The organism is Thetidibacter halocola (assembly GCF_018224955.1).
Classification (GTDB): domain Bacteria; phylum Pseudomonadota; class Alphaproteobacteria; order Rhodobacterales; family Rhodobacteraceae; genus Thetidibacter; species Thetidibacter halocola.
This window is the reverse complement of sequence record NZ_JAGTUU010000004.1, coordinates 436,173-455,395: the sequence shown is the minus strand read 5'-3', so window position 1 is coordinate 455,395 and position 19,223 is coordinate 436,173. Positions and strand designations below refer to the sequence as shown.

19 protein-coding genes are annotated in these 19,223 nt (G+C 66.6%); 12 read left to right on the top strand and 7 right to left on the bottom strand.

Annotated features, from left to right (window positions below; all coding sequences use genetic code 11):
• Positions 1-79 precede the first annotated feature (79 nt).
• Entirely contained in the window at positions 80-1,012 is a 933-nt protein-coding gene (locus KB874_RS12290; protein WP_212536834.1) for an aldo/keto reductase, read from the bottom strand.
• 90 nt (positions 1,013-1,102) lie between these two features.
• Between KB874_RS12290 and KB874_RS12285 the strand changes: the two genes are divergently transcribed.
• The 5 genes from KB874_RS12285 to KB874_RS23305 all read left to right on the top strand — a co-directional run bounded on the left by KB874_RS12285 (position 1,103) and on the right by KB874_RS23305 (position 5,201).
• Positions 1,103-1,804 carry a vWA domain-containing protein gene (locus tag KB874_RS12285; protein WP_249200425.1) on the top strand — a complete coding sequence of 234 codons (702 nt, stop codon included), beginning with the start codon at positions 1,103-1,105 and terminating at the stop codon, positions 1,802-1,804.
• Positions 1,804-2,184 (top strand): VOC family protein, encoded by a 381-nt coding sequence (locus tag KB874_RS12280; protein ID WP_212536833.1) that lies wholly within the window; start codon positions 1,804-1,806, stop codon positions 2,182-2,184. The genes KB874_RS12285 and KB874_RS12280 overlap by 1 nt, the downstream gene beginning before the upstream one ends.
• Positions 2,185-2,242: 58 nt before the next feature.
• Entirely contained in the window at positions 2,243-2,449 is a 207-nt protein-coding gene (locus tag KB874_RS12275; protein WP_212536832.1) for a hypothetical protein, read from the top strand.
• An 80-nt stretch (positions 2,450-2,529) separates the two neighbouring features.
• Positions 2,530-4,488, top strand: coding sequence for a DNA topoisomerase IV subunit B (gene parE / locus KB874_RS12270; protein WP_212536831.1), 1,959 nt, complete (start codon positions 2,530-2,532; stop codon positions 4,486-4,488).
• The gene (locus tag KB874_RS23305; protein WP_212536830.1) at positions 4,485-5,201 is read left to right on the top strand and encodes a DUF4145 domain-containing protein; all 717 of its coding nucleotides are present in this window, start codon (positions 4,485-4,487) and stop codon (positions 5,199-5,201) included. Before parE ends, KB874_RS23305 begins: the two co-directional genes overlap by 4 nt.
• A gap of 349 nt (positions 5,202-5,550) precedes the next feature.
• On the opposite strand, the gene KB874_RS12260 is transcribed toward KB874_RS23305, so the two are convergent.
• Positions 5,551-7,737 carry a primosomal protein N' gene (locus tag KB874_RS12260; RefSeq protein WP_212536829.1) on the bottom strand — a complete coding sequence of 729 codons (2,187 nt, stop codon included), beginning with the start codon at positions 7,735-7,737 and terminating at the stop codon, positions 5,551-5,553.
• Between the two features lie 116 nt (positions 7,738-7,853).
• Here KB874_RS12260 and fsa point away from each other — a divergent pair, with 116 nt between their 5' ends.
• Positions 7,854-8,507: a fructose-6-phosphate aldolase gene (fsa, locus tag KB874_RS12255; protein WP_212536828.1), complete on the top strand. Its 654-nt coding sequence runs from the start codon at positions 7,854-7,856 to the stop codon at positions 8,505-8,507.
• 35 nt (positions 8,508-8,542) lie between these two features.
• On the opposite strand, the gene KB874_RS12250 is transcribed toward fsa, so the two are convergent.
• The gene (locus tag KB874_RS12250) at positions 8,543-8,932 is read right to left on the bottom strand and encodes a hypothetical protein (protein ID WP_212536827.1); all 390 of its coding nucleotides are present in this window, start codon (positions 8,930-8,932) and stop codon (positions 8,543-8,545) included.
• Positions 8,933-9,157: 225 nt separating this feature from the next.
• On the opposite strand from KB874_RS12250, the gene KB874_RS12245 reads away from it, so the two are divergent.
• The 4 genes from KB874_RS12245 (at position 9,158) to uvrC (ending at position 14,036) form a co-directional block, all read left to right on the top strand.
• Entirely contained in the window at positions 9,158-9,955 is a 798-nt protein-coding gene (locus tag KB874_RS12245) for a S49 family peptidase (protein ID WP_212536826.1), read from the top strand.
• Between the two features lie 169 nt (positions 9,956-10,124).
• On the top strand, positions 10,125-11,075 hold the full coding sequence (locus tag KB874_RS12240; protein WP_212536825.1) for a calcium/sodium antiporter: 951 nt from the start codon (positions 10,125-10,127) through the stop codon (positions 11,073-11,075).
• Positions 11,076-11,084: 9 nt separating this feature from the next.
• Positions 11,085-11,879 carry an SDR family oxidoreductase gene (locus KB874_RS12235; RefSeq protein WP_212536824.1) on the top strand — a complete coding sequence of 265 codons (795 nt, stop codon included), beginning with the start codon at positions 11,085-11,087 and terminating at the stop codon, positions 11,877-11,879.
• Positions 11,880-12,173: 294 nt separating this feature from the next.
• Positions 12,174-14,036: an excinuclease ABC subunit UvrC gene (uvrC, locus tag KB874_RS12230; RefSeq protein WP_212536936.1), complete on the top strand. Its 1,863-nt coding sequence runs from the start codon at positions 12,174-12,176 to the stop codon at positions 14,034-14,036.
• 94 nt (positions 14,037-14,130) lie between these two features.
• On the opposite strand, the gene KB874_RS12225 is transcribed toward uvrC, so the two are convergent.
• On the bottom strand, positions 14,131-15,114 hold the full coding sequence (locus tag KB874_RS12225) for a calcium-binding protein (RefSeq protein ID WP_212536823.1): 984 nt from the start codon (positions 15,112-15,114) through the stop codon (positions 14,131-14,133).
• 157 nt (positions 15,115-15,271) lie between these two features.
• Between KB874_RS12225 and KB874_RS12220 the strand changes: the two genes are divergently transcribed.
• Both KB874_RS12220 and KB874_RS12215 read left to right on the top strand, forming a co-directional pair.
• Positions 15,272-16,660 carry a S8 family serine peptidase gene (locus KB874_RS12220; protein WP_249200424.1) on the top strand — a complete coding sequence of 463 codons (1,389 nt, stop codon included), beginning with the start codon at positions 15,272-15,274 and terminating at the stop codon, positions 16,658-16,660.
• A 52-nt stretch (positions 16,661-16,712) separates the two neighbouring features.
• Positions 16,713-17,420 (top strand): DUF6065 family protein, encoded by a 708-nt coding sequence (locus KB874_RS12215; protein ID WP_212536822.1) that lies wholly within the window; start codon positions 16,713-16,715, stop codon positions 17,418-17,420.
• A 55-nt stretch (positions 17,421-17,475) separates the two neighbouring features.
• On the opposite strand, the gene KB874_RS12210 is transcribed toward KB874_RS12215, so the two are convergent.
• The 3 genes from KB874_RS12210 to KB874_RS12200 all read right to left on the bottom strand — a co-directional run bounded on the left by KB874_RS12210 (position 17,476) and on the right by KB874_RS12200 (position 19,188).
• Positions 17,476-18,198, bottom strand: a complete 723-nt coding sequence (locus KB874_RS12210; protein WP_212536821.1) for an anti-sigma factor family protein — start codon at positions 18,196-18,198, stop codon at positions 17,476-17,478.
• Positions 18,195-18,701 carry an RNA polymerase sigma factor gene (locus tag KB874_RS12205; RefSeq protein WP_212536820.1) on the bottom strand — a complete coding sequence of 169 codons (507 nt, stop codon included), beginning with the start codon at positions 18,699-18,701 and terminating at the stop codon, positions 18,195-18,197. The genes KB874_RS12210 and KB874_RS12205 overlap by 4 nt, the downstream gene beginning before the upstream one ends.
• Before the next feature lie 145 nt (positions 18,702-18,846).
• The gene (locus KB874_RS12200) at positions 18,847-19,188 is read right to left on the bottom strand and encodes a hypothetical protein (protein WP_212536819.1); all 342 of its coding nucleotides are present in this window, start codon (positions 19,186-19,188) and stop codon (positions 18,847-18,849) included.
• Positions 19,189-19,223: the final 35 nt, after the last annotated feature.

Genomic DNA, 19,223 nt, shown 5'->3' with positions numbered 1-19,223 from the left:
TTCTGGCTGAAAATATCTTGGGGGTCCGGGGCCAACGCCCCCGGCCGGTCGGCGCGCCGAAGGCGCGGCGGAACCCTGCTCACGCCTCTTCGTTGCGGTCCGTCGCGGGCGGCGGTGCGGGCACCAGCTTGGACAGCCGCGCATATAGTGCCGCATCCATGGGGTAACGCATCCCCTCGAGCGAGGGGCGCAGTTGCGCCGCCGAGCGTGCGGACAGGATCGGCACGGGCCGCGCGGGGTTCGCCGCGACCCAGGCCACCGCCAGCGTCGCGGTATCGGCTCCCACCTCGCGCGCGATGGCGACCAGTTCCGCCGCGGCCGCATGCATCGAAGGCAGGCCATAGCGTTCGGCATAGCGGTCGTCCTCGGTCAGACGCCCGCTGCCGCCCGAGACATACTTGCCCGTCAGCAAACCGCCGCCCAGCGGCGAATAGGGCACCGGCAGGATGCCTTCGGACGCGCACATCGGCAGGATCTCGACCTCGGCCTGGCGTTTCACCAGGTTGTACATCGGCTGGATCACGTCGATCCGCGTGCCCAGCCGTTCCGCCACCGCTTGCGCCTTCATCACCTGCCACGCGGCATAGTTCGACACGCCGACAAAGCGCACCTTGCCCGCCTGCTGCAACTGCGCCAGCGCGCCAAAGGTCTCCTCAAGCGGCACCGCGTCGTCCCAGCGGTGCATGTAGAGCAGGTCGACCGTGTCCATGCCCAGCCGGGCGCGGCTTTCGTCAAAGCTCGACAGGATGTTCGCGGCCGAGGCGCCGCCCGCATAGGCGGCCTTGGTTGCGATGAACAGCCGGTCGCGTTCGGCGGCGGCAAAACGGCCCAGCAGGGTTTCCGAGGCGCCGCCGTTATAGGCATGGGCCGTGTCGAAATGCCGGATGCCCGCCTCGCGGCAGGATTCGAACATGGCGCGGCTGGCGGTCTCGTCGGCGCGGGCGCCGAACTGCATCGTGCCGAAGGCGAAGGGGGGCAGGGGATCGCCTGCAATCGTGGTGAGCTGTGTCATGCGGCGGACAGTGCCACGGCTTTGCCCCGCGCGAAAGAGTGGACAGACGTCCCCCGTCACTGGCACCATCGGCGCGAAAGGACCGCCCCCATGTTGCTGCGCCTTCTCTCCGCCCTTGTGCTGGCCGCGGCGCCGCTTGCCGCCGGCGAACGCTGCACCGAGGACGCGATGATCGTCTTCGACGGCTCGGGTTCTATGGCCGAGATCGGCTTCAACCAGATCGGCGTGCCGCGCATCTCCGAGGCGCGGGCCGCCCTGCGGCAAGCGCTGCCGGAAATCGCGCCGGTCCGCCGCCTTGGCCTGGTGATCTACGGGCCGGGCGGCGACCGGACCTGCCGCAACATCTCGCTGCGCTTTACCCCGCAATGGGATGCCGCGCCCCGCATCGTGTCCGAGGTCGATGCGCTGCGCCCGGCTGGCGGCACGCCCCTGACAGAGGCGGTGCGGCAGGCGGCCGAGGTGCTGGACTGGCGCAACCAACCGGGCGCGGTTGTCCTGGTGACGGACGGCAAGGAAACCTGCAACGGCGCGCCCTGCCAGCTGGCCGCGGAGTTCAGGGCGCTTGCGCCGGGCCTGACCGTGCATGTCATCGGCTACAAGGTGCGCGGCGACCATTTCGGCTGGGAAAGCACGGATTATGCCGAGGCGGTCAGCGTTGCGCGCTGTCTTGCCGACGACACGGGCGGTCAGTATGTCAGCGCCGAGACCGTGGATGAACTGGTCACTGCCCTGCGCGTGACCCTTGGCTGCAACGTGCTCGGCGCAGTCGACCTGACAAGGAAACCCTCCTGATGCCGCTGACCGCCTTCGACCATGTCAACCTGCGCACCACCCGCCTGCCCGAGATGATCGCCTGGTATGGCGCAGTGCTGGACATGCATCCCGGCAAGCGCCCCGATTTCAGCTTTGACGGCGCGTGGCTCTACCTAGGCGACCGCGCGCTGATTCACCTGGTCGCCGTGGCCGAGGCGCGCTGCTTTGGCCGCGCCGCCACGATGGAGCATTTCGCCTTTCGCGCGACGGGCATGGCGGGGTTCCGGGAAACGCTGGAGTCGCACAAGATCCCCTACAGCATCGACCCGGTTCCGGGCTTTCCCATCGTGCAGGTCAATTTCCACGACCCCGATGGCAACCACATCCATGTCGATTTCGACGCAGCCGAAAACGCCTGACCGGAAACCGCCCGGCCCGCGCCGAAATTTCCGCGCAATCCTCGATGAGTTTGCGCCCATGCCAAAGCGTCACACCCGCCCCGACACGAGCCGACCGCGCGACCCGCACGCGCCGGTTCTGACTGTGCTCTGCGCCATCGTGGGCCTGGGCGTGGCCGCGCAGATCGTCTTGCCGGGCCCCGAAGCCGCCCCGCCTGTTGCCGTCTCGCTGGACACGCCGCGCGCGGCCTTCTTCGATCTGTCGCCCGGCGCGTTCTCGCGCTGAGCCCGGGCACCGGAACCCTTCCACCGCCCGGCGCGCTCTGCCATACTGCGGCACAATCCAAGAACAGGCAGAGCAGCACCATGGCCGACGACCTTCTTTCCGCAGCCGACGTGTCCGATTACGACGCCTCCTCGATCGAGGTGCTGGAGGGGCTGGAGCCCGTCCGCCAGCGCCCCGGCATGTATATTGGCGGCACAGACGAGCGCGCGCTGCACCACATGGTGGCAGAGATCCTCGACAACTCGATGGACGAGGCGGTGGCGGGCCATGCCAACCGCATCGAGGTCGAGCTGCACGAGGATTTCTCGGTCACGGTGCGCGACAACGGCCGCGGCATCCCGGTCGATCCGCACCCGAAATTCCCCGGCAAATCCGCGCTCGAGGTGATCCTCTGCACCCTGCACGCGGGCGGCAAGTTCAGCGGCAAGGCCTACCAGACCTCGGGCGGCCTGCATGGCGTGGGCTCAAGCGTGGTCAATGCGCTGTCAGACCTGATGGTCGTCCAGGTCGCCCGCAACAAGGAACTGTTCGAACAGCGGTTCTCGCGCGGCAAGCCGCAGGGCCCGGTGGAAAAGGTGGGCAGCGCCCCAAACCGGCGCGGCACCACCGTTACCTTCCACGCCGACGAGGAGATCTTTGGCCACCACCGGTTCAAGCCCGCGCGCCTGCTCAAGATGGTGCGGTCCAAGGCCTACCTGTTCTCGGGCGTCGAGATCCGCTGGAAATCCGCTGTCGACGATGGCGAGACGCCCACCGAGGCGACCTTTCACTTTCCCGGCGGCCTCAAGGACTATCTCTCGGAAACGCTGGGCAAATCCGCCGTCTATGCCGAGCAGCCATTTGCCGGCAAGGTCGAGTTCCGGGAGAAATTCAACGAGGCCGGCTATGTCGAATGGGCGATCAACTGGACACCCTCGCGCGACGGGTTCATCCAGTCCTACTGCAACACGGTTCCCACGCCCGAGGGCGGCACGCATGTGGCGGGGTTCTGGGCGGCGATCCTTAAGGGGATCAAGGCCTATGGCGAGCTTGTCGGCAACCGCAAGGCGGCGCAGATCACCCGCGAGGACATGCTGACCGGGGGCTGCGCGCTGGTGTCGTGCTTCATCGCCGACCCGGCCTTTGTCGGGCAGACCAAGGATCGCCTGTCATCCGAATCCGCGACCCGGCTGGTCGAGGGCGCGGTGCGCGACCATTTCGACAACTGGCTGGCGGCCGACACCAAATCCGCAGGCGCCATCCTCGATTTCCTCGTCCTGCGGGCCGAGGAGCGGATGCGGCGCAAGCAGGAAAAGGAAACCGCCCGCAAGTCCGCCACCAAGAAACTGCGCCTGCCCGGCAAGCTGACCGATTGTTCCTCCAAGACCCGCGAGGGGACGGAAATCTTCATCGTCGAGGGCGACTCGGCCGGGGGCTCGGCCAAGGGCGCGCGCAACCGCGAGACGCAGGCGCTGCTGCCGCTCAAGGGCAAGATCCTGAACGTGCTGGGCGCGGCCTCGAACAAGCTGACCTCGAACGCCGAGATCCGCGATCTGTGCGAGGCGCTGGGCGTGGGGCTGGGCAGCAAGTTCAACATCGACGACCTGCGCTATGAGAAGGTCATCATCATGACCGACGCCGACGTGGACGGCGCGCATATCGCCTCGCTGCTGATGACCTTCTTCTTCACCCAGATGCGGCCGCTGATCGACAACGGGCACCTGTACCTGGCCTGCCCGCCGCTCTATCGCCTGACGCAGGGGCCGAAGCGGATCTATGTCGCCAACGACGCCGCCAAGGAGGCCGCGATGGCCAGGGGGCTGGGCGGCAAGGGCAAGATCGACGTGCAGCGGTTCAAGGGCCTGGGCGAGATGGACGCCAAGGACCTGAAGGACACCACGATGGACCCCGCGACGCGGACGCTGATCCGCGTGACCATCGACGAGGACGAACCCGGAGAGACCGGCGACCTGGTCGAGCGCCTGATGGGCAAGAAGCCGGAACTGCGCTTTCAGTATATCCAGGAGAACGCGCGGTTCGTGGAGGAGTTGGATGTGTGAATGACGATCCAGAGATTAGTCGTAGCATTATCGCCGGAGGCGAATTTAGGAAAGTTGATTGCCCGGAGTGCTGTAGACGACAGAATTGTGCAGTGGAAACCGGAGTTAAAGAAGTGCGGGATTACGGTCCAGTATCAGCGAGTGCAAAGCATATAATCCTCCGCTGTTTAGGCTGCGACACAATTTTTTACGGGGAATTTTCCACGTTCTCAGAAGACTATGACTACGTCACTCACCCGGTGACCGGCGCTACAGAAGTGGTGATCCCGGAGAGAATTACGCTCTTCCCTTCGATGCAAAGGCGCAGTAGCCCAAAGTGGCAGACAACAAAGTTTGGCGTAGCACACGAATACCTCGATTTCCTGATTAGCGAGATTATTACCCTCTACAACAGCGGCCACTACACGTTTTCAGCGCTAGGGGTTCGCACAGGCTTTGAGATTGCCGCTGATGATCTTGGCATTAATCGAGACTTATCTTTTCAAGACAAAATTGAACAGCTGAGAGCCAAAGGCCACATTTCTCCACGGGAAAAAGATGTCCTCAAGGAGTTGGTGGATGCTGGTTCCGCTGTAATCCATCGTGGTTGGCAGCCGTCCGCTAACGACGTCGATTTGCTAATCGACACTCTTGAGCAGTTCATCCAGAGAGCGATCGTTTTGCCGGAAGGCCTCGATACACTTTCAAAAAAAGTACCTAAGAAAGCACCATAACTTTACGAGCCGCGCCAGAGACGACGCGCGCGGTGGCTCTGCTCCGGTGGGGCGGCGGCGCTTTATCCCGGTCTTCCCGGACGACCTCTGAGCGAGGGACAAACGGCACAAGAGAGCCGCCGCGTGGGGGCGCGTCGTCTCTGGCGCGGCGGCGCTGCGCGCCTTGTTTCCGCGCCCGGGGTGGTCCGTTCAATCGTTTCGGCCAATCTGTGAAACGCGGTCTTGCGCCGTTCGGGCGGTGGCGCGTCGTCTCTGGCGCGGCGAGCCTGCGGCCCTTGATTCCGCGCCCGGGGTGCCCCGTTCAATCCGCGCCGCGCGGTAGGGTGCGTGCTGGCACGCACCGCCCCCCTCAGAAGAAATTCTGCGGGTCGATGTCGATCGCCATGCGCAGGTCGCCTTTCAGCCGCACCTGACCGGCCCAGTCCGCCAGCGCCGGTTGCAGCGCGGTGCCCTTGGCCGCCTTGACCAGCAGGCGCACCCGGTGCCGCCCCCGCACCCGCGCGATGGGCGCGGGCGCCGGGCCATAGACCTGCGCCCCCACCCGCCGCAGCGCCGCGTCGTGCCGCGCCAGCCAGGTGCCCAGATCGAACACCCGGTCGACCTCGGACCCCGACAGGATCACGCCCGCCAGCCGTCCATAGGGCGGCATCCCGGCGGCGCGGCGCTCGTCTGCCTCGGCTCTCCAGAAGGCTTCCTCGTCCCCGCCCAGGATCGCGCGGATCACCGGGTGCTCGGGCTGGAAGGTCTGCAACAGCGCCTCTCCGGGCCGGTCGGCCCGCCCCGCGCGCCCCGCCACCTGCCGCATCAGCTGGAACGTGCGTTCCGCCGCGCGCAGGTCCGATCCTTGCAGGCCGAGGTCGGCGTCGATCACCCCCACCAGCGTCAGCAGGGGAAAGTTGTGCCCCTTGGCCACAAGCTGCGTGCCGATGATGATGTCGCAGCCGCCCGCCGCGATGGATTCGATCTGCGCCTTGAGCTCGCGCGCCGTGCCGTAGAGGTCCGAGGACAGGACGGCGATGCGCGCGTCGGGAAAGGCGCTGGCCGCTTCCTCCGCCAGTCGTTCCACCCCCGGCCCGACGGGCGCCAGCCGGTCCTCGGCCCCGCAGGAAGGGCAGGTGGTGGGGATCGGCGTGCTCTCGCCGCATTGGTGGCAGACGAGTCGTTTCAGGAACCGGTGTTCCACCATCCGCGCGTCGCAATGCGGGCAGCCGATCTGTTGCCCGCAGGCGCGGCACAGCGTGACCGGCGCATAGCCCCGGCGGTTGAGGAACAGAAGCGCCTGTTCGCCCGCCTCCATCCGCTGCGTAACGGCGCGGCGCAGGGACGGCGAGATCCAGGTGTTCGGGGCCATGTCCTCGCCCCGCATGTCGAGGGCGCGCATCTCGGGCAGGATCGCGGGGCCGAAGCGCGAGGTCAGGTCGAGCCGTTGGTACTTGCCCGCGTCGGCATTTGCCCAGCTTTCGAGCGAGGGCGTTGCAGAGGCGAGCACCACCTGCGCGCCCAGGATCGAGGCGCGCAGCACCGCCATGTCGCGGGCGTTATACAGTACGCCGTCCTCTTGCTTGTAAGAGGTGTCGTGTTCCTCGTCGACGACGATCAGGCCGAGTCGCTGGAAGGGCAGGAAGAGCGCCGAGCGCGCGCCGATCACCATCTGTGCCTGCCCTTCGCCCACCATGCGCCAGACGCGGCGGCGTTCGGTCATGGTGACGCCGGAATGCCATTCGGCGGGCTTCGCGCCGAACCGCGCCTGCACCCGCGTCAGGAACTCCGCCGTCAGCGCAATTTCAGGCAGCAGGACCAGCGCCTGCCGCCCCCGGCGCAGGCATTCCGCGACGGCCTCGAGATAGACCTCGGTCTTTCCGGATCCTGTCACGCCCTTGAGCAGCGTGGTGGAATAGGTGCCATCCTGGCCGGCGCGCAGGGCCTCTGCGGCCTGTGCCTGATCGTCTGTCAGATCCTTGGAGCCGTGATCCGGGTCGAGCGGCGGAAAGGGCGTGTCGCGCGGCGTGTCCTCTTCGACGATGGCGCCCGAGGGCAGCAGCCCCTTGACCACCTGCGGTGTGACGCCCGCGCTTTCGGCCAGTTCCGACAGGGTCAGCGCCAGCCCACCCATTTCCTCTGCCGCGTCCAGCACGCGGGCGCGGGCGTCTGTCATGCGGTCGGGCTCGCCAGAACCGCGCCGGTAGACCTTGCGCATCGAGGGCGGATCGCCCAGCCCCGGCGCGCGGGTCGCCAGCCGCAGCATCGCGGGCAGCGGAGTCAGCGTGTAGGCGGCGGCGCGTTCGAGGAAGGTCCGCAACTCCGCCCGCATCGGCGCGGCATCAAGAACCCGGATCACGCTGCGCACCTTGGACAGGTCGTAATCGCCCGTGCCCTCGCCCCAGACCACGCCCAGAACCTTGCGTGGGCCCAGCGGCACCTCGACATAGGCGCCCTGGAAACAGCCGCCCTCGGGCGCGCGGTAATCCAGCGTCCGGTCCAGCGGTTGCGTGGTCAGGACGGCGATCAGGGTGCCGGGATCGTAGAAGGCGTCCATCGGGTCCGTATCTTGTTAGCGCAAACAATTTTCGCGGGCGGGGGTTCCTGCGCGCCCGTCTTTGGGGTAAGGCACGAGGTGGGGAAAGCCAAGCATCGCCTCGGAGGGCTGAGCACATGAAATTCTTTGTCGACACGGCGGAGATCGACGCGATCCGCGAACTCAACGATCTGGGCATGGTGGACGGGGTCACGACCAACCCCTCGCTGATCGCCAAGTCCGGGCGCGACATTCTGGAAGTGACCAAGGAAATCTGCGACCTCGTGGATGGCCCGGTCAGCGCAGAGGTCGTCGCGCTGGAAGCGGACGCGATGATAACCGAAGGCCGCAAGCTGGCGCAGATCGCCGACAACATCGTCATCAAGGTGCCGCTGACCTGGGACGGGCTCAAGGCCTGCAAGGTGCTGTCGGGCGAGGGCCGGATGGTCAACGTGACGCTCTGCTTTTCGGTCAACCAGGCGATCCTGGCGGCCAAGGCGGGCGCGACGTTCATCTCTCCCTTCGTCGGGCGGCTGGACGACATCAACCTCGACGGGATGGATCTGATCGCCGACATCCGTCAGGTCTATGACAATTACGGGATCGAGACGCAGCTTCTGGCCGCCTCGATCCGCTCGGCCAACCACATGAGCGAATGCGCCAAGATCGGCGCCGACGTGGTCACTGCGCCGCCCGCCGTCATCAAGGCGATGGCCAGCCACGTGCTGACCGACAAGGGCCTGGCCGGGTTCCTCAAGGATGCCGAGAAGGCCGGCATCAAGATCGTCTGACCGGGGATCGGGCGGGGCATGGCCTCGCCCGCCTTTCAGGTCCGGAAATGGCTGTTCGTCATGAACTCGTCGTTCGACATGGTCTGCGGCTTTCGGTTGCCGCGGGCATCGGTGTATTCCCCTTCGGGGTCCTGTAGCCGGAAATAGCTCTGGCTGAGGTCCAGGATAACCGTCCATCCCGTTGTCGTCGTGCGATAGAATTTCGAACGGTTCTCTGACAGTTCCGGCGACCCGAGAAAGCCGAACCCGTCGATCTGCCGGGCAAGCTGTCCGAAATTCACCCGCGTGTAATTGTGCGCGTAGTCGTCGAACCGGGCCTGCCCACGGGTGGCTGCGCCGTCCATCTCCTTTTTCTGAGCATTATACCATTTGCGCTGCTGGTTCTTGGACAGGTGCTTGGGCGCCTTGTCGCCATTCTTGCCCATTGGGGTGATCCTCCTCACAGGGGCGGTGCAGCCCCGGTAACGGGACTCACCCGCAAAAGGTATCGCCTTGCCGGGATTTTCTCAACTTTGCCGTGCAGGCCCGCCGTCGCAGGTCACCGCTCTGCCGATCTGGCCGAGCCGCGCTCCGGGGCACGGCAGCCACAACGGGCCTAAAGATGCATCCCAGCCTTGTTTGTCGCGCACCCCGCCTCTACATCGCCCGACATGAAGCGATGGATCCCTTTCGTCAAAGCAAACCCGGTTGTGTCCGTCGTGCGGTTGCAGGGCGCGATCGGTATTGCAGGCCGCGGCGGCATAAGCGACCGAACAGTCGCGCCACTGCTGGAAAAGGCGTTCCGGCGGGGCAAGCCCGCGGCCGTCGCGCTGGAAATCAACTCGCCCGGCGGATCGCCGGTGCAATCCTCGCTGATCGGTGCGCGAATACGCCGTCTGTCCGAGGAAACCAAGGTGCCGGTCATCGCCTTTACCGAGGATGTTGCGGCGTCGGGCGGCTACTGGATTGCCTGTTCCGCGGACGAGATCGTGGCCGATGCCTGCTCTATCCTCGGCTCGATCGGCGTGATCTCGGCCGGGTTCGGGGCGCATGTCTTTCTGCAACGGCAGGGGATCGAGCGGCGCGTTCACACGGCGGGCAAATCGAAATCCATGATGGACCCCTTCCGCCCCGAGAAGGAAGAGGATGTCGAACGCCTGAACCGCCTGCTGGGACAACTGCACGAGACATTTATCGCACTGGTGCGCGATCGGCGCGGTGCCAAACTGGCCGACAATCCCGACCTGTTCACCGGCGAGATCTGGGTCGGGCAGGCGGCGGTCGAGGTCGGCCTTGCCGATCGGGTCGGTCACCTGGAACCGATGATGAAACAGCGATACGGCGACAAGGTGAAGTTCCGACGTTATGAACAGCGCCGCCCGCTGTTCCCGCGCCTAGGTTTGCAGGCTGCGCAGGGCATCCTGGCCGAAATCGAGGAGCGCGCGGAATTCGCGCGCTACGGGCTGTGACGTGATCTCGAAGATCGTCCTGCTTTTCTTGGCCTTCATCGCCGTGCTCGGAATCTTCGGCAAGCTGCGCCTGCCCGGGGCCAAGCAAATCGCCGACCGCCGCTGCCGCGCCTGCGGCCGCTTTCGCATCGGCAAGGGGCCCTGCCCCTGCGGAAAAGGGTAAGTCCAAATGGTCTTCGTCTATGCGGCACTGGGTCTGGTGATCCTGCTTCTGGCTGGCGACGCGCTGGTGAAGGGAGCGGTGAATCTTGCCCTGCGGCTGGGAATCCCGGCGCTGATCGTAAGCCTGACCATCGTTGCCTTCGGCACCTCGGCGCCGGAACTGCTGATCTCGGTCAAGGCCGCGCTCGAAGGCGTACCGGGCATCGCGCTGGGCAACGTGATCGGATCGAACACGGCCAACGTCCTGCTGGTGCTGGGCATTCCCGCGCTGATCGCCGTCATGCACACCGGCGAATGCGAGACGCGCAAGAGCTTTGTCCAGATGATGTTCGGCACGGTGCTGTTCATCGGACTCGCCTTTCGCGGGGTGTTCGACTGGATCGCGGGGCTTGTGCTGCTGGCGGTGCTGGTGTTGATCCTGGGCGACCAGATCCGCGACGCGCTGGCCCATCGCCGCGCCGGTGCGCTGGAGGAGGACCTCGAAGAACCCGAAGGTGCCGACCCCGAGATGGCCGGCTGGAAGATCGCGCTGTTCCTCGTGCTGGGCCTGATCGGCCTGCCGCTGGGCGCCGATCTGCTGGTCGACAGCGCGACCGAGATCGCGCAGATGTTCAGCGTGCCGGACACGGTGATCGGCCTGACGCTGGTGGCGCTGGGCACCTCGCTGCCGGAACTGGCGACGACGGTCATGGCGGCGATCCGTCGCCAAGCGGACGTGGCGCTGGGCAACGTGATCGGCTCGAACATGTTCAACCTGCTGGCGATCATCGGCGTCGCCGCGCTGATCGCACCGATGGAGGTGGACCCCGCCCTGCTGCGCTTTGACCTGTGGGTGATGCTGGCCGCGGCGCTGGTGCTGATCCCCTTCGTGTTCATGGGGCGCAACCTGACGAAGCCCTGGGGCCTGGCCTTGTCCGCGCTGTATCTGGGCTATGTGGGCATCGTGCTGACCGCCTGAGGAGCCACGATGACCGACCCGACCCGCAAGACCGCCCTGATCACCGGCGGAGCCAAACGCCTCGGCCGGGCCATGAGCCTGTATCTCGCTGACCGCGGCTTTGACGTGGCGGTACATTATGCTGGCTCCGCTAAGGCCGCGCAGGACCTCGTGGCCGAGATCGAGGGGATGGGCCGCCGCGCCGTCGCGCTTCAGGCCGACCTGCTGGACGAGGACGCGCGGCAGGCGCTGCTGCCCCGCGCCGCCGAGGCGCTGGGCGCGCCGCTGCGGCTGCTGGTCAACAACGCCTCGATCTTCGAACGAGACACGCTGGAGGACGCGACCGCTGACAGCTGGGAGCGGCATTTCGGGTCGAACCTGCGCGCGCCCTTCGTGCTGACGCAGGCCTTTGCCGCGCAGGTTCCGGCGCCGCTGACCGACGCGATGGGAGAGCCGCTGGCGCAGGGCCTGGTCATCAACATGATCGACCAGCGCGTGCGCAAGCTGACGCCCGATTTCATGACCTACACGCTGGCGAAAGCCGCGCTGTGGACCTTGACCCGGACCGCCGCGCAGGCGCTGGGCGGGCGGGTTCGGGTGAACGGGATCGGTCCGGGCCCGACGCTTCAGGGTGAGCGGCAGAGCGCCGAGGGCTATGCCCGCCAGCGGCAATCCACGGTTCTGGGCCGCGGCGCGAACCCCGCCGACATATGCGCCGCGCTGGGCTATTTCTGGGATGCGCCCGCGGTCACGGGGCAGCTTCTGTGCATCGATGGCGGCCAGCACCTGGCCTGGCAGACGCCGGACGTGATCGACACCGAATGATCCATGGCCCGCAGAGTTTTGCACCGGTCACGCTGACGTTACGAAACTGTTAAGAATTTGTCATGTTTTCAATATTTTGCGGTGCGTTTGAAAATCTTTCAAAGGAAATCAAAGGGTTGTAAACTCGCCTAAAAATTGGGCATTCGAGCGAAGGGCCGCGAATACAAGGAAAATTTCCGTCTCTCCGGATTTTGCCTACAGAGTTGTCCACAGGAGTCGTGGATGCCTTCGGGGTTGATCCGGCATGAATGCCGTTGCAGCGAGGGGCGGGAATCAGAGACAAGCGTGACCGACATGACAGAGCAGACAACCAGCCCGGAATTGGGCCACACGGTCATCCACTCCTACTTGCGCACGCTGGACGGTAGTCCCGGCGTCTATCGCATGCTCGATGCGCAAAGTCGGGTGCTTTATGTCGGCAAGGCGCGCAACCTAAAGGCACGGGTTAGCAACTATGCGCGACCCTCCGGCCATTCGCGGCGCATCGCGCGGATGATCTCGGAAACCGCGTCGATGATGTTCCTGACGACCCGGACCGAGACCGAGGCCTTGCTGCTGGAACAGAACCTCATCAAGCAGCTCAAGCCCAGGTTCAACGTGCTGCTGCGGGACGACAAGAGCTTTCCCAACATCCTGCTCACCGACCACCCCTTTCCGATGATCTGCAAGCATCGCGGCGCCAAGACGGACAAGGGCAGCTATTTCGGTCCCTTCGCCAGCGCGGGCGCAGTGAACCGGGTTCTCAACCAGTTGCAAAAGGCGTTCCTGCTGCGCAATTGCAGCGACAGCCAGTTCGAAAGCCGCACGCGCCCTTGCCTGCAATACCAGATCCGCCGGTGCAGCGCGCCCTGCGTCGGCAAGATCTCCGAGGCGGAGTATGGCGCGGCCGTGCGTGACGCGGCGCGCTTTCTGTCTGGCAAGTCGACCCAGGTGCAGGAGGCGCTCAAGACGCAGATGATGGATGCGTCTGAGGCGATGGAGTTCGAGCGCGCCGCCGCCCTGCGCGACCGTATCCGCGCGCTGACGCAGGTTCAGACCGCGCAGGGGATCAATCCCGCCGGCGTGGCCGAGGCCGACGTGATCGCGCTGCACATGGAGGGCGGGCAGGCCTGCGTGCAGGTCTTCTTCATCCGGGCGAACCAGAACTGGGGCAACCGCGATTTCTACCCGCGCGTGGGCGAGGACGTGGAGCCCGCCGAAGTTATGCAGGCTTTTCTTGGCCAGTTCTATGACCAGAAGGACCCCGCGCGCGTGATCCTGCTGTCCCACCCGATCGAAGACGAGGACCTGATGGCGCAGCTCCTGTCCGACAAGCTGGGCCGCAAGGTCGAGCTGGCCGTGCCGCAGCGGGGCGAGAAGGCAGAGCTGGTGGACGGTGCGCTGCGGAATGCCAAGGAAAGCCTCGCCCGGCGCATGTCCGAGACGGCGACGCAGGCGAAACTGCTGCGCGGGCTGGCCGAGGCGTTCGATCTGGATGCGCCGCCGCAGCGGATCGAGGTCTATGACAACAGCCACATCCAGGGCACGGACGCCGTGGGCGCCATGATCGTCTCCGGGCCGGAAGGCTTCCTGAAAAGCCAGTATCGCAAGTTCAACATCCGCGGCGACGAACTGACGCCCGGCGACGATTTCGGCATGATGAAGGAGGTTCTGACGCGGCGGTTGAAGCGGCTCAAGAAGGACGATCCGGACCGGTCCAAGGGGCTGTGGCCGGACCTGATGCTGATCGACGGTGGCGCGGGGCAGGTGAGCGCGGTGGCCGAGATCATGGATGCCGAGGGCGTCGCGGACGTGCCCTTTGTCGGGGTCGCCAAGGGCATCGACCGGGATGCCGGCAAGGAAGAGTTTCACCGCCCCAAAGAGCGCCCCTTTGCCCTGCGCCACAACGATCCGGTGCTCTATTTCGTGCAGCGCCTGCGCGACGAGGCGCACCGCTTTGCCATCGGCACACACCGGGCCAAGCGCGCGAAAACCCAGATGGCCAACCCGCTGGACGAGGTGCCGGGCGTGGGCGCCGCGCGCAAGCGCGCGCTGCTGGCGCATTTCGGATCGGCCAAGGCGGTGAGCCGCGCCAACCTCGCCGACCTGAAGGCAGTGGACGGCGTGAGCGAGGCGCTGGCCGAGCGGATCTACGCCTTTTTCCACGAAAGGGGCTGAAACGGCGGGGCGCCTGTGGATCGCGGTCTGGATCATCCCTGGCCAGCGTCAGATCGGCAAGCGGCGCGGGACTGGTCCCGCGCCGCAGCAAGCGTCAGATGAAATCCAGGCTGGGCTCGTAGTCGAACTTGATCGCGTTGCCCAGGTCGAAGGGCGCGGTCACGCCATTCAGCGTCATCGTCTGGCCGGCATAGGCGATGGTGGTACTGGCCGACCCGAAGGTGACGGCGATCATCGACAGGTCAAGGCCCAGCGCCGCGTCGAACAGGATCTGATCGCCTTCGAGGGCGTCGAAATCCGTTACGCGGTCGCCGCCGCCAAAGACGAAGGCATCGCCGCCCGCGCCGCCGGTCAGCACATCGCGCCCCGCGCCGCCGTCCAGCAGGTCGTTTCCAGCCCCTCCCAACAGCTTGTCGCGTCCGGTCTCGCCCAGCAGGCGATCATTGCCCGCACCGCCGGCAACCGTGTCGTTCCCGGCCCCGGCCGAGATCACGTCGTTGCCGCGATCGCCCCTGACGTTGTCGGACCCGCCGCGCGCGCTGATGAAATCGTTGCCGTCGCCGCCGTTCATCCGGTCTCCGCCTGCGGTGCCGGTCAGCACGTCATTGCCCGGCCCGCCGATCAGCGAGGGCGGCGTCACCGGCTGCGCGGCGGGGAAGTAGAAGCCGGAATTGCCGTAGATCGGGCTGGTCGCCGCGATCAGCGGCAGGTCCGAGATCAGGATCTTTTCCAGTTGCAGCCCGGCATAGGCGCCGCCCATCCCCGGCGTCGGGCTTTCCGAGATGTAGAGATAGTCGGCACCGTTCTTTTCGGGATCGGGATCGACATCCAGCCCGTTTCCATCGGTCAGGAACGTCGTCACCAGACCCTCGACCGTGGTCACGGTCAGGCCGGTCACGATGCCCGAGCCGCCGGGGATCGACCCGTCGGGGTTCACGGCGCCGGGGGCGAAGGTGATCGTGACGATGTCGGTGGCTGAGAACCAGACGCGGCCGATCTCGACGGTCGTCGTCAGGCCGTTGGAGTCGAATTGCAGGGCTTCGCCGATCTGGTCGCCTTTGAAGGTCAGGGAGGTCATGGTCCGTAACTCCTGTTGAGGAAGCCGGTCCTTGTGCCGGCAGGGAGAGAACGGGCCAACCCGTCTCCTATTCCTGAAAAAGTTCATCGGATTTGCGTGGGAATACGGGCGGCGCCTCATACGTTGTGATCGAAGCAATCGAACCGGAGAGGTCTTGATGGTCATGCTTTCAAAGGCTGCGCTTCGCGCTTTGCTTTTCGCTATTGTCGTCATTCTGGCGCTGCCGTTCGGTGACCCGGTCCTTGGTCCTTCCGCCGCCTGGGCGGACGATCATGACGGCGACGACGGCGACGATGATGACGATGACGACGATGATGACGGCCGTGGGTCCGTAGGGTTTGGCGGTGGTGAAGCGCGGGCCGAGCGCGAGCGTGACAGACCCCGAGCGTCGGTTGTCCGGCGGCAGAGCATCGACACGCCCGCGCCGCGCCGGGCCGCTCCCGCCCCGGCTCCGGTCATACGCGCCATCGCCGCGCCCGAGATCCTGGCCACGGGCGTTGGCCCCGAGGACCTGGCGCAGCTATTGACCGAAGGCTTTGTCCTGCTGGAAGAGCGGTCGTTGCCTCGCATCGGCCTGGCCGTCTCCCGGCTGGCACCACCCAGCGGATCGACACTCGAGGCGGCGCGCGACCGGGTGCGCGCGTTGCCCTCGGCGCCGGTCGCGGACCTGAACCACTTCTACCGCAGCAGCCAGGCGGTCGAGATCGCCTTGCCCGCCTGCACCGATCTCAACTGTGATGCGCGGTTGCTGGCGGGATGGCCGGCACAGGGATGCGGCGCCCCGGTGCGGATCGGCGTGATCGACACCGGCGTGAACGCGGACCACGAAATCCTGTCGGGCGCGGCGCTGGAAGTGTTGAGCCTGACCGACGGCGCGGGGGATCCCTCGCAGGCCATTCATGGCACGGCCATCGTCTCGCTGCTGGTCGGCGGGCCGGACAGCCGCGTGCCGGGCCTGCTGCCGCGCGCCGAAGTGGTGGCGGTCGACATCTTCGCCCGCGAGCGGGGCGACGAACGCGCTTCGGCACTGTCGCTGCTGCTCGGACTTGATCTGCTGGCGGGGCGCGACTTGCGGGTGGTGAACCTGTCGCTGAGTGGCCCCGAGAACAGTCTGCTTTCGGACCTGATGACGCGGCTTGCCGCAGAGCGGGGCATGGTCTTTGTCGCCGCCGCCGGCAATGGCGGCCCGGATGCGCCGCCCGCCTGGCCCGCCGCGCATCCCGATGCCATCGCCGTGACGGCGGTCGATACGCGCGGGCGCGTCTGGCGCGGTGCGCAACGAGGCGACCATCTGGACCTTGCCGCGCCGGGGGTCGATCTGCTGCTGGCCACCTCGATCCGGGGTGCGCGGCCGCAGACCGGCACCTCTTTCGCGGTGCCCTTCGTCACCGCCGCGGCGGCCCTGTTGGCGCGGCTCGAGGGGATGCAGACGCCGCAGGCGGTCGCCGAAGCCCTGCGCGCCGCCGCCCGCGATGCGGGGGCCGAGGGCGCCGATCCGGTCTTCGGCGCGGGTATCGTGGATGCGACAGGGTTTTGCACGGAATAGGGTGCGGTGGTCAGCCGTTTTGTGAGTGACGCTGTCACGCAACGGAGCCGCCATGTTCGTCTTTCGACGCACCCCCGCCATCACCTTTACCTGCGCGCCCGAGGATCTGGGCGTGATCGCCCCGCCGGTCCCCGCGAAAACCTACATGCCGGACTGGTTCCGCAAGCTGCCCGCCATTGATCCCACCCGCGAAAGCCGCACTGACACCGGCCTGACGGTGAAACGCTGCATGCCTTTCCTCGACGCCATGACGACAGGCTGGATCATCCCGCTGGCCGCCACGGTGCGGCTGGAGATCCGCGAAGGCGCGACGCGCGTCGATGCCTCGTGGGATTTCGACCGGACGATGGTCTCGAACCACGCCATGCACCAGGTCGCGGGCAACCCGATGGGCGCGCGGCCGCCCTGCAAGTTCCACAATCACTGGACCATAGCCACCCCGCCTCGCTGGAGTTGCCTGTTCATCGATCCGCTGAACCGGCCCAATGGCCTTTTCCAGATTGTGTCCGGCGTGGTGGACACCGATACCTACCGCGCACCGATCCATTTTCCGTTCTTCGCCACCGGCGCTGACGGGGTGCACGTGATCGAAAAGGGCTCGCCTCTGGTGCAGGTGATCCCGTTCCGCCGCGATGCGCTGCCCGCGCAGGCCCGGATCCGGGCCGAGACATCCGACGAGGCCGCGCTGCGTGAGCGCGTGACGCGCAGCACCCGAGCGGCGCCGGGCTGGTATCGCAAAGAGGCGCGGGCGGCGCGTTAGGCGCCGCCCGCTGAATGTCGTGTCGTCGGGAACGGGGCCGCGCCGGCCCCGTCCATCATCGTTTCCAGCCGGCGGCGATGGCCGCTTGCTCGTCCTGCGGCGAAAGGGCGAGGCCTGCACCCAGCCGGTCGAGGAAGGGGGTCAGCCCCGCCGTTTCCACGCCGCCGGCCGGGACATATCCGTTTTCCGTGGTCTCTGGCAGGCGTTCGGCCAGCACCACCTCGACCCGCCAGCCGCCTGCGCCGCGGCAGGCCAGCGCCATTTCCAGCAGGCTGGCCGAGGAGTCGACGATCTCGACTTCGCGGCAAAATCCGTCCTGCACCGGCAGGCTGGCCAGGATCATCAGCGCCCGCCCTTCCAGCGTCGCGGGCACGCCCGAGGGCAAGCTGTCCAGCGCTTGCGCCAGTGGCGATCCGCCCGCCACCGCGCCGGGGACAAGCCGCGTGTCCGCGCCCGGCCAGACCAGCAGCGCCGCTGCCGCGACCGAGGCCGCCAGCGCCAGCCCGCCCGCGCCCAGCCGCAGCACGCGGCGTCGGAACGGGATCACGTTGGCGCCGGGCATCCCCGCCGCCGCCAGCAGGCGCGTCGGAACCGGTTCGGCCAGAGGCGCAGAAAAGGCCTGCGCCAGCGCCGCGTTGGCTGCCATCAGGTCGTCCACATAGGCCTGGTCCTCGGGGTGGTCGGAAAGGTGCATGACCACCGCAGCGGCGTCTTCAGGGGACAGTTCGCCATCGGCGAAGGCCGCAAGGCGCTCCTTGTCCATCATGGTGCGGGTCATTGCCGTCCTCCCTTCGTTTCTCCCAGTGCAGGCAGCAGGGCCTCGCGCGCACGGGCGAGGCGGCTCATCACGGTGCCCACGGGAATGTCCAGCGTCTCGGCCGCCTCGCGGTAGCTCAGCCCCTCGATGGCGACAAGCGCCATGACCGCGCGTTGTGTCTCTGGCAGCGCGGCCATCGCCGTGCGGGCGCGCTCCAGCATCAGCCGCGCCTCCGGCAGGCTCGCGGCCTTGCCATGGTCGCTCAGGTGCGCGTCCTCTGGATCGATGCCCACGCCCCGGGTGCGTGCGCGGCGGCGATCGTCGATCCAGGCCGTTTGCACGATGCGAAACATCCAGCTGTCCAGCCGGGTGCCGGGGCGATACTGCTGTTCGTTGCGCAGCGCCTTCTCGCAGGCCGCCTGCACGAGATCGTCGGCCTCTTGCCGGTTGCCGGTCAGCGACCAGGCAAAGCGCCTCAGCTTCGGTATCAGCGCGACGAGATCGCGCCGGAAGGTGTCCGTCATGGTCCGTCCCCGTTGGGTGCGTTGTCAGCAGAACGCGCCACGGCTCACAATTATTCCGTCGGGATGTCACTTCATGGGGCCAGAAAGAAAAATGCCCCGGCCGGGTTGGGCCGGGGCCTGGCGCGCTCGCACCGTGAGCCGGTGATCAATCGTCGTCGTCGTCCGAATTGGACGAACTGTTCGAGCTCGAATTGCTGCTTGAGTTGGACGAACTGTTCGAACTGGAGTTGCTGCTGGAATTGGACGAGCTGTTCGAACTGGAGTCCGAGTTCGAGTTGGACCGCGATCCGCGATCGTCATCATCGTCGTCGTCGCGCCGGAAGCTGCGTGCCTCGAAGCGGGTGCCGCCTTCGCGCTCGGCACGTGCCGCCCCGCCCTGGATCAGCTGGTTGAAGAAGCGGGCGAGCGGATCGTCGGCCTTGGCGGGCGTCGGGGCTGCGGTGGCTGCAATCAGCGCGGTGACAGCAGCGGTCAGGAACCTTGTCATCTGTATCTCCATCTGTTTCGGCGTCTGCCGGGTTG

Excerpts from the sequence above, each read along its gene's own strand:
- KB874_RS12290 (WP_212536834.1), bottom strand. The coding sequence starts at position 1,012 with ATGACACAGCTCACCACGATTGCAGGCGATCCCCTGCCCCCCTTCGCC.
- KB874_RS12285 (WP_249200425.1), top strand. The coding sequence starts at position 1,103 with ATGTTGCTGCGCCTTCTCTCCGCCCTTGTGCTGGCCGCGGCGCCGCTT.
- KB874_RS12280 (WP_212536833.1), top strand. The coding sequence starts at position 1,804 with ATGCCGCTGACCGCCTTCGACCATGTCAACCTGCGCACCACCCGCCTG.
- KB874_RS12275 (WP_212536832.1), top strand. The coding sequence starts at position 2,243 with ATGCCAAAGCGTCACACCCGCCCCGACACGAGCCGACCGCGCGACCCG.
- parE (WP_212536831.1), top strand. The coding sequence starts at position 2,530 with ATGGCCGACGACCTTCTTTCCGCAGCCGACGTGTCCGATTACGACGCC.
- KB874_RS12260 (WP_212536829.1), bottom strand. The coding sequence starts at position 7,737 with ATGGACGCCTTCTACGATCCCGGCACCCTGATCGCCGTCCTGACCACG.
- fsa (WP_212536828.1), top strand. The coding sequence starts at position 7,854 with ATGAAATTCTTTGTCGACACGGCGGAGATCGACGCGATCCGCGAACTC.
- KB874_RS12250 (WP_212536827.1), bottom strand. The coding sequence starts at position 8,932 with ATGGGCAAGAATGGCGACAAGGCGCCCAAGCACCTGTCCAAGAACCAG.
- KB874_RS12245 (WP_212536826.1), top strand. The coding sequence starts at position 9,158 with ATGAAGCGATGGATCCCTTTCGTCAAAGCAAACCCGGTTGTGTCCGTC.
- KB874_RS12240 (WP_212536825.1), top strand. The coding sequence starts at position 10,125 with ATGGTCTTCGTCTATGCGGCACTGGGTCTGGTGATCCTGCTTCTGGCT.
- KB874_RS12235 (WP_212536824.1), top strand. The coding sequence starts at position 11,085 with ATGACCGACCCGACCCGCAAGACCGCCCTGATCACCGGCGGAGCCAAA.
- uvrC (WP_212536936.1), top strand. The coding sequence starts at position 12,174 with ATGACAGAGCAGACAACCAGCCCGGAATTGGGCCACACGGTCATCCAC.
- KB874_RS12225 (WP_212536823.1), bottom strand. The coding sequence starts at position 15,114 with ATGACCTCCCTGACCTTCAAAGGCGACCAGATCGGCGAAGCCCTGCAA.
- KB874_RS12220 (WP_249200424.1), top strand. The coding sequence starts at position 15,272 with ATGGTCATGCTTTCAAAGGCTGCGCTTCGCGCTTTGCTTTTCGCTATT.
- KB874_RS12215 (WP_212536822.1), top strand. The coding sequence starts at position 16,713 with ATGTTCGTCTTTCGACGCACCCCCGCCATCACCTTTACCTGCGCGCCC.
- KB874_RS12210 (WP_212536821.1), bottom strand. The coding sequence starts at position 18,198 with ATGACCCGCACCATGATGGACAAGGAGCGCCTTGCGGCCTTCGCCGAT.
- KB874_RS12205 (WP_212536820.1), bottom strand. The coding sequence starts at position 18,701 with ATGACGGACACCTTCCGGCGCGATCTCGTCGCGCTGATACCGAAGCTG.
- KB874_RS12200 (WP_212536819.1), bottom strand. The coding sequence starts at position 19,188 with ATGACAAGGTTCCTGACCGCTGCTGTCACCGCGCTGATTGCAGCCACC.